Source organism: Psychrobacter sp. AOP30-A2-5 (genome assembly GCF_052378115.1).
Lineage (GTDB): Bacteria > Pseudomonadota > Gammaproteobacteria > Pseudomonadales > Moraxellaceae > Psychrobacter.
Window position 1 is genome coordinate 99,501 of record NZ_JBQSXK010000001.1, and the last position, 13,370, is coordinate 112,870.

The window sequence follows — 13,370 nt, forward strand, 5'->3', positions numbered from 1 at the left end:
TTTTTCGATCATCATTTAAACCATCGCCATTCTCATCAGTACATTATGGAAAAACACCTATGAACCAGTCTGCGCAAATGAAGTTAACGGCCCCAACGCTTAGTGTTACTGATTTCAATCTACCATCGCTACATTTGTTGCATGATGAGATCATCGTAACCTTAAAAGATACTGAGATTCATCTGAGTGAATTTAATGATGATAATAGTCAAGCCCCTTTATTATTAGATTCTATCACTGTGCTAAAGCAGCTGTCTTGCATCTTTGAGCTGATATCTTTGGTTGGTGCAGAGGCTTTGAACACCGCTATTGTCAATGGTTTACAGCGCCTCTATGATAATGGTGATAATAACGATACCAGCTTGATTATGGACTTATCAGAAGCCATTATGACACTGGATCGCTATATCGAGTTTGTGCTTTTGACAGAGTCGGTAGAGCCAACCTTGTTACTGCCTGTTATCAATAAACTCAATGCTCACGGGCAAGAAACCCCTATCACAGCAGACTATTTTGCAGCTTTTGGTAGCAGTAGTGTCATCATTGCCAACCCTGAACAAAACTTCCAACCACTTGACGAGCTTAACCTAGACACTGAACTACTAACTTATGCTTATCGTAGTGGTCTTGGAGTCGCTCTGCTCAATCAAAATGGCAACGTTAGCCCAGACGATCAGCAGAAACTTGACGCCATGAGTGCAGCGTGTGCTTTGATAGCATCAAACACCAGCAGTCTATTTTGGCAAGCGGCCACCGCAGCTGTCACGGACATTGCCACGATATTACCGCTAAATCTGAGTCAAAAACACACACTGATTTATTTAGAGCAGCAATTCCAAAGCTACTTGCCTGTGATGGACAAACGGTTTGCTGATTTGGTCAGTTTCGCTTGCCAGCGTGACAGTGATGCGGCGCAACGACTGCGTGAGCAATACGCCAGCAACCACTTGGAAAGCGCGCAACTTGAGCAAATGAAACGTTTCTTATTCGGTCCTAATCGCGCGCTTACCGATACGCTGAACACCATCATTCAGACCCAAATTAATACCATCAAAGAAAATGTGGATAGCTACGCACGTGGTGATTCATTGAACCCTGTCGATATGCAAACCACACAGATTATCGAAGAGCTAACAGAATTGAGCTCAGCGTTACGCTTGCTTGGTTTATCAAATGCAGCCAATAGTCTCAGCGTAGCAGCAGAAGCTGTTAGTCATTGGCAAACGCCCTCGCCTGATGATTTCGATCACTTGCTGTTGGCATTAATGCATGCGGAAAACGCCACCATTGCAATGGCAGAAATGCACACACCAGGGGCCATCTATTTGCCACTGAATAACCCGCATATCTCTTTACATCAGCTCAATACGGCTAATGATACTTTGATACAAGAAAGTCGTTCCGCTATTGCCAGTGCAGAACAAGCCATTAACGATTATTTGGCTGAGCCAGAGCGTGATATGCTCAATATCCAGAACATACCTGAGATGATGCGCCAAGTGGCAGGGGCTGTGCGCTTCTTACAGCTGCCAACACCTGCCAGCATGCTCAGTCAATTGGCCAATTATCTTCAGCAACGTATCGAAGGTGGACAACGTATTGAAGACAATACGCTTGCCTGTATCGCTGATGTCATTATGGCCGTCGATCATCATCTAGATGGTTTTGAGCACAATCGTCCGGTCAGCAAACAAGCATTAGATGTGGGACAGCAGAGCTTGAGTCATTTACTGGCAGCCTAATTTCTATCACGCTTAAGCACTAAAATGATATTTAAATGGCGGCTCTGCTGCCATAGTCGATCCCATATAGTCTGGATACAAGTAAGATGCGCTTAGCACTACAAATAGTAGTGCTAAGCGAGCCTGACTGACACCGTATCTGATGAATGATATAGGATTGACTTTACTTCAATTAAAAAAAGTCTGTATCAACACTGATGCGTACTGACCTTAACCGGTTTGGAATTTTACCTATGACCAGCGCTTTTGTATTTAGTGATGATACTGTTTTATGCCGCCAGCTACCTAATGGATGGTGGCCGGTGCAGCTTGAATTACCCCCATCCGCTACACATTCAGACGAGGAGACCCAGCTTGCTTATCAAGTTGGTCATGTCACGCTACTCGAAAGCCTAGCACCGCGTCACTGGTCGCCTGATGTCAAGCATACTAGCGCGAGTGTAGACGCTCTGAAGTATGCCGATATTTTAGAAAGTTCCGATACTCTAGAAGGTACCGATACTCTAGAAAGTGCCGACAGTTCGATTGATACTCCCCACACCTTTACTGCGCAAGCGGCTAGCGCCATTACTTATGACTATGCAATTGCACATCACATGGTATTGCCCATCATCGCTGAGGGCAGTGGTAATGCGTTTGTTCCTTACCGCCAGCTGATTACTCAGTTGCCAGTGGCTTTGTCCGATCAGCTTAGCCAAGCGATACAGTTATTGCGCTGGCAAACAGATACACAGTTTTGTAGTCGCTGTGCTGCCCCAACCATTCATGCCAAACGAGATGAGCGTGCGATGGTCTGTCCAGTGTGCCGATTGCGCCAATACCCACGTGTACAACCCTGTGTCATTACGGCTATCACTCGACCGAATCCGCAAACTGGTGAAATGCAGATTTTGCTAGCCCATCATCATCGTTATGGACAGCAAAAAACAGCACCTCATTTATTACAGTCGCCACAACCGTTACTATACGGTTTGATTGCAGGCTTTGTAGAAGTGGGTGAAAGCCTAGAACACGCGGTAGTGCGTGAAGTGGCAGAAGAGGTGAATATCAGCCTATCAGATATTCGTTACGTCAGCAGTCAGCCATGGCCATTTCCGTCTAATTTAATGCTAGGCTTTCGTGCTTCTTACGCAGCTGGCGAAATTGTTATCCAAGAAGATGAGCTGTCGCACGCCGATTTTTTTGATCTATCAAATTTGCCCAAAATACCCTCAAAAGGTAGCATTGCTTACGAGCTGATCGCACAAATTGCCAATGAGCAAGGTATTTTGCTTTAATTTATAATATCAATGCAGCATTTATCAATATCGTTATTATCCTATTATTCTAATGTCAGCGCTCAGAGCACACTTAGCACTTAGCACTTAGCACTGATATTAAGGTTTTAAAGCATATGCAAAGCACCACTAGTAAAAATAGCACCCACATCCGTCTCACCAATTTGCCAATCTTGTTCGACACTTTGGATATAGAGCGCTTACCTGCGGACATACAAGCGAAAATCTCATATATTGATGCTTGTCTACCGCAAACACAATGTGGACTTTGCGAGCACCCAGACGGCTGCTTGCCCTATGCCGCCGCTATCGTGCTTGACAATGAGCCATACAATAAATGTGTACCCGGTGGTCAACCCGTTACCAAGGCCATTGCTCAAATTATTAATATAGACAGTCATGAAGCGATACTTAGCGCTGCGCCTTCTCAGTGGCCAATAGATGCGACCTCTGAACGTCCGACTGAGGTACGTGCAGTGATCCGTGAAGATGATTGTATCGGCTGCACCAAATGTATACCTGCCTGCCCAGTCGATGCTATTGTGGGTACTGGTAAGCACATGCATACTATCTTTACGGATTTATGCACCGGCTGCGAGCTTTGCATCGCTCCTTGTCCAGTCGACTGCATCGATTTGGTCACTGTTGAACGGGAGCTGTCTAGCTCTGAACGTACCACAGAGCAAGAAGATTTAAGACAGCGCTATCATACTCATTTAAGACGCGTCACCGAACAGCTGGCTGATAGTAGCAATAGTAGACCTGTGGTCAGCATGGTTGAAGCAAAACTGAACAATGCCGCTAGTCAATTGTTGAATATTAGCGAAGCGCAGGCAAAAAACACCATTGCCGCAGCGAAGCTACGTAGTAAAATTAAAAAGTTAGAAAAGCAGCTAAGTGTCCGTCCAAATGAGAGCAAACAAGTAGAGCTTGACGCATTGCAAGTGGAGTTAAGTCAGCTTTAATAGCATAATTATCATTTGTTAGACAGTCTACCCAACATCGCTAAAATAAATTTATCCCGATATCTTGTATCAGTTATTAACTATCAATAGTCAAAAAATAGTAAGAATACTATGAGTAAAACCGTCAAACATAAAACTGCCGATACCCCGCCATCGAGACGAATGCCCAATCGTGACGTGCGTCCATTTTTTGAAAAGCTGGCAGCGACGATTGATGAACCAGTTACGGAATTGAATTATAAGAGTAATTTTGAGCTGCTGATCGCGGTCATCTTGTCTGCGCAGGCGACGGATGTGAGCGTCAATATTGCCACCAAGCAATTATATCCCGTAGCAAATACACCTGAAGCAATCTTGGCATTGGGTGAAGACGGTCTAAAATCTTATATCAAAAATATTGGCTTATATAATGCCAAAGCCAAAAATGTCATCAAAACTTGTAGAGATTTGATTGAGAAATTTAATAGCACCGTCCCTGATAACCGCAAAGACTTAGAGTCTCTCGCTGGTGTTGGTCGTAAAACCGCTAATGTGGTGTTAAATACCGCTTTTGGTCAGCCAACCATGGCGGTCGACACTCATATCTTTCGGGTAGGTAATCGTACGGGGCTGGCTACTGGCAAGAACGTCTTGATCGTTGAAAATAAGTTGGTCGAGCGTATCCCAGATGACTTCATCGTGGATGCACATCATTATCTTATCTTACACGGGCGCTATACCTGCCAAGCTCGTACACCCAAATGCGGGGCGTGTCCTGTTTATGACGAATGTATGTTTAAAGACAAAGCCAAGTTTTTGGAGCTATAATTTTTAGAACGATCGCTTTTAGAACGATAACTGCTCTAGGGCGTGTCCTCAATTCAATCGATTACTTTCTAAATGGGCTAAAAATAGCTAAATTTTGCCAAACATCGTCAAATAGCTTCTTAATATCTCGATATTATGTGCGCTACTTTCCTTGTTTGACGGCAATTTATCTCATTTTTATCACCATTTTTAAAATGAGGACACGCCCTAGTTATAAAAGGTTTAATTGATCTACTTTATATGAATAAAACATGAATAGCGTGGTTAAAAAAGCAGTAGACGCCCACTTACTTGTGTAAACATTATTTAAAAATTAGGAAGCCAGATGCAGACACTGACCGCGCTATTATTCGATGATTTTGAGACTTTGGATCTATTTGGACCTATCGAGATGTTTGGCTGCTTACCTGAGCATTATCGTCTGCAATTTGCCTCCTTAAACGGCGGCATTATTCATAGTAAGCATGGCGTTGCGATGCAGACAGTCGCTGTTAGCGAGTTAGCGCATCAGACTGATATCTTGTTGATGGTTGGCGGCATGGGTACTCGCCAGCAAATCAATCACCGACCATTTTTGCAGACGTTAACAACCTTGGTTGACCATGCTGATTGGGTACTTAGCATTTGTACGGGTAGCGCATTGTTGGCTAAGGCAGGCGTCTTAGATGACAAGCGCGCAACGTCTAATAAACTGTCATGGCAATGGGTGATAGCGCAATCTGACAAAGTCCATTGGGCCGAGCAAGCACGCTGGGTTGTTGATGGCAAATTTTATACGTCCTCAGGTGTCAGTGCAGGTATGGACATGGCGCTTGGCTTTATCGCCGATAGACATGACATCCATACAGCGCGCCAGATCGCTCACTATACTGAATATCGCTGGCAAGAAAATAGCGAAATTGATGACTTTTACCATGGTTAATCCATGCCTAGTTACTTCTTAGTATTATCCATCGCTAGAGTTTTACCTCGATACACGGTAAAATGTGCTAATTTTTTTATTCGTTTTCGCCTTTTATTTTTATATACATTTAATAATGACTGAGTTCGTAGAATACAGTCCCTGCAATTAAGCGATCCCATTATGCGTGAATACAACTTATTTACCTCAGAATCTGTGAGCGAAGGTCATCCTGATAAAATGGCTGACCAAATATCAGATGCCATCCTTGACGCCATCTTACGTGAAGATTTGCATGCACGCGTGGCATGCGAAACCTTGGTTAAAACAGGTGCTGTGATACTAGCAGGTGAAGTCACCACGACGGCAAATATCGATGTTGAGCGTATCGTGCGTGATACTGTAAACGGTATTGGTTACCACCACTCAGACTTAGGCTTTGATGGCGAAACATGCGCGGTCATCAACATGCTCGGCAAACAATCTCCTGAAATCGCTCAAGGTGTCGATCGTAGCGACCCTGAAGAGCAAGGCGCAGGTGACCAAGGTCTTATGTTTGGCTATGCCAGTAACGAAACTGATGTCTTGATGCCAGCCCCTATCGAATTTGCTCATCGCTTGATGGAACGCCAATCTGAGCTGCGCCGCGCAGGCGAGTTGCCGTGGTTACGTCCAGATGCCAAAGCACAAGTGACCTTAAGATATGATGGTAGCAAGCCTGTTGCCATTGATGCCGTAGTGCTATCAACGCAACACGATCCAAGTATCTCGCAAAAAGATCTGCAAGAAGCCATAATGGAATCTATCATCAAACAAGTATTGCCTGCTGAATTATTGCATGCTGGCACGCGCTATCATATTAACCCAACGGGTAAGTTTGTGATTGGCGGGCCTGTAGGTGATGCTGGATTGACAGGTCGTAAAATTATTGTTGATACGTATGGCGGTATGGCGCGTCATGGCGGCGGTGCATTCAGTGGTAAAGATCCATCAAAAGTAGATCGCAGTGCTGCGTACGCCGTGCGTTATGTGGCTAAGAACATCGTTGCGGCAGGACTTGCTGAGCGCTGTGAAATACAGGTTAGTTATGCCATTGGTGTCGCTGAACCAACCTCTATCTCTGTCAATACCTTTGGTACGAATAAAATCAGCAATGATGAAATCATCCGTCTGATTCGCACCCATTTTGACCTGCGCCCTTATGGCATTACCCGTATGCTAAACTTATTGCAGCCAATGTATCAGCAAACGGCGACTTTTGGTCATTTTGGTCGTCCTGGCTCTGAAACTGCTTTTACGTGGGAAAAAACAGACAAAGCTGAGATCTTAAAAGCAGACGCTGGTTTGTAAAAATATAACTTTGCACCACCTACAAACCCTCTTTATAAATTTAACATTACCGATACTTATTAGGAGTCGCTTATGTCTCAAGACAATATGCAAGACAGTAACATTCAAGAAAGCAATGTTGACGCTAACATTGAGATTACCCCTGAAATGCAAGCATTTTACCAACGTGCTGATGCCATTATTGGTATCGCAAACAGTCAGTTGGGTTCTGAAGCGCATTCAGGACAAGTAGGTGCATCACTACTTTATGCCGCAGCACGTTATAGCGCATCTGTCGCCTCTATCGGCTTTGTCAAAGGCGATGACTTTGCCAAAGAAAAAGATGATATCGTTGAATTTTATGTCAAACAGTATCGCCAAATGCTGAGTGACAACCTGACTGATTATGCGCAGAACTTTGATAAATATGTTCAGCTTAATCAAGATGACAAAGCAGCCAAATAGCTCTATCGCCTTTAGCTGGCACTTATAAAACGGCTAATATAGTCAGTTCAATTTAAAAGTAGTACAAGGCAACCGAGTGTAGATGTATATTTAATACCTCGAGCGAGGTTAACGCAGTAATATTTTTATAGTGGAATGACTATAGTGATGCTCAAACCCAAGCTTAATCATAGGCTTGGGTTTTTTATTAATCATGATTTGGTAGATGACTGCTGATAAATAGGCTACTATCAATTAAAACCACCTTGTTCATCACATGGTTGCAACCAGCTATCGATAACAGGGACTTACCGAACACTATTTATAAGGACATATGATTATGAACCACTTATTCAAATCATGGCGATCATGCCTGTCGTTATTAGGGTTATCAGTCACTCTTGCCTTAGCTGGCTGTAATAACATCCAAAGCATCGATACGCCTGACACCGCCCCTATTCATACCACTGGGCACAGCCAACAGAACAGCGATAACCCTTTCATTAAGTGCCCACCTTACAACCCTGAGCAAACGATGTGCACCGCGCAATACGATCCTGTGTGTGTCAAAGTAAAAACCAGCTCAGGATTTAGTTATCGCACTGCGGGCAACTCATGTTCGGCATGTGGCACAACGGCAGCAGTAGGTTATGTTAAAGGACAGTGCTCATAACCTTGCTTTATAACTTTGTGTAAATACTTTATATCAAACTAAAAAAGACAATTAAATCATATAAAAAAGCACCCGCTTAATCATAGGCGGGTGCTTTTTTATTATTTTTCAGATTAATAAAATTTAATCTTCAGGTTTTTCAAGATCAGGTGGGCCTGTCAGCAAATCTTCATCACGAAATTCATTGGCTGAATTATGCTCTGCTGACTCTTCGGTGACAAACCATTGCTGGTTGCGATACAGTATCAAACGATCTCGACTCAAGCCGCGTAATAATGAGTACATCATAACGACTATCACAATCGCAAAAGGGAAACCTGACACAATTGAAGCCGCTTGTAGCGCACTCAAGCCACCTGCTGCTAATAGTACGGCAGCGATAACACCCTCTGTACCTGCCCAAAATAGGCGCTGAATTTTCGGTGGATTGGCATCGCCACCTGAGGTCAACATATCAATCACAAAACTGGCAGAATCCGATGACGTGACAAACCAAAGCACAATCATCACTACGATAAGCAAGTTCAAAGCTGACGTAAATGGATAAGATTCCATCAGTTTAAAGATGGCACTGCCAGTATCTGCTTGGACAGCCTCAATCAAGCCAGGACTAATGAGACTGGGATCAGCGGCTGCCATTAATTCCATATTAACGGCTGAACCACCGAAAGCGGTGAACCATAAGAACAAGATGGTGATAGGAATTAATAACACCCCTAAGATAAACTCACGAATGGTTCGACCACGAGAGATACGAGCCACGAACACACCAACGAAAGGCGACCAGCTTATCCACCATGCCCAATAGAAAATCGTCCATGATGCTTGCCAGTTTTCTTGACCATCATACGATTCTGTCCAAAGACCTAATGGCACAATTTGATGTAAATAATTGCCAATATTTTCTACAAAGCTATTAAAGATAAACTGGGTCGGGCCTAAAATAATCACAAAACTGAGCAATATCACAGTAAATAATATATTGGTATCACTTAAGCGCTTAATCCCCTTATCTAGCCCCATAAATAGAGACAGACCTGCCAACATAGTGATTAAGGCAATCAAAATAATTTGCACTGTAATATTATTGGGTATGCCAAATAACGTCTCAAGACCTGAGTTAATTTGCAATACCCCAAGACCTAAAGTGGTCACTACTCCAAACATCGTACCGAATACCGCTAATGTATCTACCGTATGACCCCAGCCACCATAAATCTTTTTGCCCAAGATAGGATATAGTGTCGAACGGATGGCCAGCGGTAAGCCCACTCGGTAATGGAAATAAGCCAATGACAACGCGACCATGCCATAGAGTGCCCACACATGTAAACCATAGTGCAAAAACGAGATATTCATCGCTTGCTTGGCGGCAGCCACTGTTTCAGCTTCTCCTAGCGGCGGCGCCATAAAATGATACAAGGGTTCAGCCGTACCCCAGTAAAGCAGGCCAATACCGATACCCGCGGAAAATAGCATGCCAATCCAAGAGACTATATTATACTCTGGTTTTTCATTTTGATGACCAAGCCTGATATCGCCATAACGACTAAATATCATGTAAATACTCATCACCAACGTTAAGTTGACCACCACAATAAAGAACCAGCCAAAACGCAAAGACACGAATGCTTTGGCATGACCAAATAACAATTCTGCTTGCTCATTAAAAATGAGCACCAAAAATAATGAACACAAGAATTAATAACGCTGAAGTTAAAAACACAGGTTTACTTACCCGTGGAAAAGGGCCTAAGCGGCCAACTTTTACATGATCCATTTAGTCATCTCAATTTTTGAAGGGGCTCACCTTAACAAGATACTGCACAACTATCAAATCGAATCAGACACTTTATAACCTTGCTATTGGTCAACAAATAAAAAAATCCTAAGATAACGATGCATCTTAGGATTTCAAATCACAATTGTTATATTGTGTTTTTACGTAAAAAAAGAAGAAGCTAACTGCCTGATTCATTTCATAAAAACAGTATTAAAGCTGATATATATAATCTGCTAATCACCTTTCACGATTTTAGGTGGTCCTTTTAATAAGTGCTCATCAGCAAACTCATTGGCTGAATTATGATCTGCGGATTCTTCGGTAATAAAATGCTGCTGAGCGCGATACAGTATCAAACGATCTCGGCTTAAGCCACGAAGTAACGCATACATCATCGCAAATACTACTAAAACAAAGGGTAATCCTGCAACGATAGCCGCTGCTTGTAATGCACTTAGTCCACCAGCAGCAAGCAAAACAGCAGCAATGATACCTTCCGTACTTGCCCAGAATAAACGCTGGATTTTTGGTGGGTTGGTATCACCACCTGCGGTCAACATATCAATCACAAAGCTTGCTGAATCGGATGAAGTCACAAACCAAAGGACAATCATAACGACAATCATTAAAGTGACTGGTTGTGCCAATGGATAAAATTCAACCAATTTAAAAATTGCACTACCAAAATCCGTTTGCACGGCTTCTACCAATCCTGGACTGGCCATAGCGGGATCAAGCGCCGCTAAAAGCTCCATATGGATAGCAACGCCACCGAAAGTGGTGAACCAAAAGAACAAAATCAGCATGGGAATCAATAAAACACCCAATATAAACTCACGAATGGTACGACCACGACTGATACGCGCGATAAATACGCCAACAAACGGCGCCCAACTTACCCACCATGCCCAATAAAATATCGTCCATGATGACTGCCAATTTTCTTGACCTTCATACGATTCACCCCACAGACCTAGCGGTACAACTACCGAAAGATAATTGCCAACATTTTCAAGATAGCTATCAAAGATAAAAAGCGTCGGCCCTAAGATGACCATAAACCCGAGTAAGATTGCCGTCAGTCCGATATTAATATCGCTCAAGCGCTTAATACCCTTGTCTAAACCCATCATGACGGAAAAAGCAGCTAAAATAGTAACGAAAACAATCAGACCGATCTGTATCGTTAGATTATTAGGAACACCAAATAATCGCTCAAGTCCTGAATTAATTTGCATAACGCCAAGACCAAGCGACGTTACCACACCAAACATCGTACCAAATACCGCTAAGATATCAACGGCATGTCCCCACGAGCCATAGATTTTTTTCCCCAATAGAGGATAAAGCGTTGAGCGAATCGATAACGGCAAGCCACGGCGAAAGTGAAAATAAGCCAAAGACAATGCAACAATCGCGTATAGCGCCCATGCATGTAAGCCCCAATGCAAGAATGTAAAATTTATGGCTTGCTTGGCGGCTTCTATCGTTTCCGCTTCTCCGAGTGGTGGTGCCATAAAGTGATACAAGGGCTCAGCTGTCCCCCAATACACCAATCCTATACCAATACCAGCAGAGAACAACATCCCTATCCATGAGAACAAACTGTACTGTGGCGTCTCAGTTTGTGCACCTAGACGAATATCGCCATAACGGCTCATCGCGAGATAAATACAAAGCAACAATGCTAAATTTACTAAAATAATAAATAACCAGCCGAACTTATCTGTAATAAAGTTCTGCAAAAAGCTAAATAACACACCAGCGGTTTCAGTAAAGAAAGCACCAAAGATAATAAATCCAACGATAAGTAGCGCTGAAGTAATAAACACAGGTTTACTTACCCGTGGAAAAGGGCCTAACCTGCCAACTTTTACATGATCCATTTGTTTGTTAGCCTTAGTTTTTTAGGAAGAATACCTTAACAAGATACCTCTCAACTATCAAATCTAATTAGCTATTTACGTTTTTCTTATTGACAGAAATAGAGCAAAACCATTTAGTAGCCTAACCTACAATAGTGAAAACGCTTGGAAAGTTGAAGAGCAATAGCTATTAATCACTACTGTGGAGTCAATTGTAATAATCCACTATTATCGCCGTCTTCTAACACCCAAACTTGTCCATCTACATTTAACACACTACGAATACGCTCGCCCATATCATAACGATAGCGCTCAGTCGCGCGGCTATTTTCATCAAAATCGACGACTATCAGCGCTTTAGAGGATAAGCCACTAATGAGCGCATTACCTTGCCACGCTGGGAAATCATTATATTGTCCAGCATTATAAATACTCATCGAAGACGGTGATATCACTGGCGTCCAACTAATTTTAGGCGGCGTAAACTCAGGGCGCGTCTCATGGTCAGGAATATCCGTGCCTGTATAGTTACGCCCATTTGATACGATTGGCCAACCGTAGTTATAACCTTTTTCAATGAGATTGAACTCATCACCGCCCCGTGGTCCCATCTCATGCGCCCAAAGCCTACCTTTTTCATCGAAAGCCATACCCAATACATTACGATGACCGATTGTCCAAAACTGCGCGGCAATGTCATTGCTATTATCTACAAAAGGGTTATCTGCTGGCACTGAGCCATCAAGATTTAACCTAATAATTTTGCCCAAATTGACGCTCATATCCTGTGCTGGCGTTTTTTCTTGGCGCTCGCCTGAACTGATATATAAATATTTTCCGTCAGGCGAGAACAGCAAGCGATGACTATAATGCCCCTGCCCTTTTACTTTCGGTGTTTGCTCCCAAATGGGCGTAAAATCCTGCAAATGTGGCGTGGCTGTATCCAATCCTATCAATGTCGCTTTGATAACTTTAGCACCAAACTTATTATTATCAGTGTCATTCCCTGCTTCAACGTAGCTCATATAGACATGATTAGAAGTAGCAAAATCTGGTGCAAGAACGATATCGCCAAGACCACCTTGCCCACCATAAGCCACTTTCGGTATACCACTGATGGTTGTCTTGGCACCTGTTGCCGTATCAACAATGAATAACTCGCCTGTCTTTTGGGTGACAAGTAATTTAGGGGGTTCATTATTAACGGTAGGTAATGCTGTCATTGCCCAAGGCTCATCAAACGTAGCAATTTTCTTGGTGATAAAGGCGGGTTTTTCGGTACTTGCTAGCGACTCACTAGCAGAGGCTTGTCCTTCTCTATAGTCTGTCAGGTCTTCATGGGTATTGACGGCAGTTTGATTGGAGCAAGCAGGAGCACTAAACAGCAGTGCGCTGATCATTATCGGTAACATTAATGGCGTGCTTAGGTGCTGCATACTGATGATCGTCATTTTGTCGTCTCCGTAACTGTTGATGTCTTATTCCTATTGCTTAGTTTTTAGTGCTTAGTTTATTTATAACATAGTCAAAGCACTCAAACCGTAAATAATAATAGCGCACAAAAAAACCCCTTACCTGCCTGTA

General features: G+C 43.1%; 10 protein-coding genes and 1 pseudogene. 8 read left to right on the plus strand and 3 right to left on the minus strand.

All coding sequences use genetic code 11. The features are described from left to right. Window positions 1-59: 59 nt before the first annotated feature. The 8 genes from ACT3S4_RS00420 (at window position 60) to ACT3S4_RS00455 (ending at window position 8,138) form a co-directional block, all read left to right on the plus strand. Window positions 60-1,742 carry a hypothetical protein gene (locus tag ACT3S4_RS00420; protein WP_201560717.1) on the plus strand — a complete coding sequence of 561 codons (1,683 nt, stop codon included), beginning with the start codon at window positions 60-62 and terminating at the stop codon, window positions 1,740-1,742. A 233-nt stretch (window positions 1,743-1,975) separates the two neighbouring features. Further along, entirely contained in the window at window positions 1,976-3,019 is a 1,044-nt protein-coding gene (nudC, locus tag ACT3S4_RS00425) for an NAD(+) diphosphatase (RefSeq protein WP_201560716.1), read from the plus strand. A 116-nt stretch (window positions 3,020-3,135) separates the two neighbouring features. Continuing rightward, complete coding sequence (locus ACT3S4_RS00430; protein ID WP_201560715.1) at window positions 3,136-3,984, plus strand: RnfABCDGE type electron transport complex subunit B; 849 nt, start codon at window positions 3,136-3,138, stop codon at window positions 3,982-3,984. 111 nt (window positions 3,985-4,095) lie between these two features. Then, window positions 4,096-4,791, plus strand: coding sequence for an endonuclease III (gene nth, locus ACT3S4_RS00435; RefSeq protein WP_201560714.1), 696 nt, complete (start codon window positions 4,096-4,098; stop codon window positions 4,789-4,791). A 325-nt stretch (window positions 4,792-5,116) separates the two neighbouring features. After that, window positions 5,117-5,713, plus strand: a complete 597-nt coding sequence (locus ACT3S4_RS00440) for a DJ-1/PfpI family protein (protein WP_201560713.1) — start codon at window positions 5,117-5,119, stop codon at window positions 5,711-5,713. 162 nt (window positions 5,714-5,875) lie between these two features. Further along, window positions 5,876-7,042 (plus strand): methionine adenosyltransferase, encoded by a 1,167-nt coding sequence (gene metK / locus ACT3S4_RS00445; protein ID WP_045451444.1) that lies wholly within the window; start codon window positions 5,876-5,878, stop codon window positions 7,040-7,042. A gap of 72 nt (window positions 7,043-7,114) precedes the next feature. Beyond that, window positions 7,115-7,486, plus strand: a complete 372-nt coding sequence (locus ACT3S4_RS00450; protein ID WP_372815298.1) for a DUF3144 domain-containing protein — start codon at window positions 7,115-7,117, stop codon at window positions 7,484-7,486. Between the two features lie 319 nt (window positions 7,487-7,805). After that, window positions 7,806-8,138 (plus strand): hypothetical protein, encoded by a 333-nt coding sequence (locus ACT3S4_RS00455; protein WP_201560712.1) that lies wholly within the window; start codon window positions 7,806-7,808, stop codon window positions 8,136-8,138. Between the two features lie 123 nt (window positions 8,139-8,261). Here ACT3S4_RS00455 and ACT3S4_RS00460 read toward each other — a convergent pair. From ACT3S4_RS00460 to ACT3S4_RS00470, 3 genes and pseudogenes are all read right to left on the minus strand, one after another. Further along, window positions 8,262-9,918: pseudogene (locus ACT3S4_RS00460) on the minus strand (BCCT family transporter). Between the two features lie 236 nt (window positions 9,919-10,154). Beyond that, the gene (locus tag ACT3S4_RS00465) at window positions 10,155-11,807 is read right to left on the minus strand and encodes a BCCT family transporter (protein ID WP_045445529.1); all 1,653 of its coding nucleotides are present in this window, start codon (window positions 11,805-11,807) and stop codon (window positions 10,155-10,157) included. A gap of 176 nt (window positions 11,808-11,983) precedes the next feature. Then, entirely contained in the window at window positions 11,984-13,237 is a 1,254-nt protein-coding gene (locus ACT3S4_RS00470; protein WP_444760170.1) for a PQQ-dependent sugar dehydrogenase, read from the minus strand. Window positions 13,238-13,370 lie beyond the last annotated feature (133 nt).